This window comes from Alkalibacterium sp. m-11 (assembly GCF_054658155.1).
Window position 1 is genome coordinate 1 of the sequence record NZ_BAAGIR010000564.1, and the last position, 255, is coordinate 255.

General features: G+C 47.8%; 1 pseudogene. It reads right to left on the reverse strand.

Annotated features, from left to right (window positions below):
- A pseudogene (locus ACYQ2O_RS13610) lies at positions 1 to 255 on the reverse strand (IS1634 family transposase); the annotation flags it as partial.

The following is a 255-nucleotide window of genomic DNA, read 5'->3' on the forward strand; positions in this document are numbered from 1 at the left end:
TTCTGCTTCGAGCCGATCAAGAAGCGCATTGAAACGGTTCTCGTGCTCCAGTGCTTTTTCACCGCTAAAATAAAGATGCAGGTACATCCGCCGTTTCCCTTCAATCACATCGCCTTTGTACGGGCGTCTCTGTGAATACTCCCAGTCTATCGTTGCAGTATGGCTGTAAAGTTGGTAGCTGGCATTGTAATTAGCGCGTGTGCGGATGTTATCTCGAACCTTGTTCAGTTCTTCCTGCACGTATTTCAGGGATAC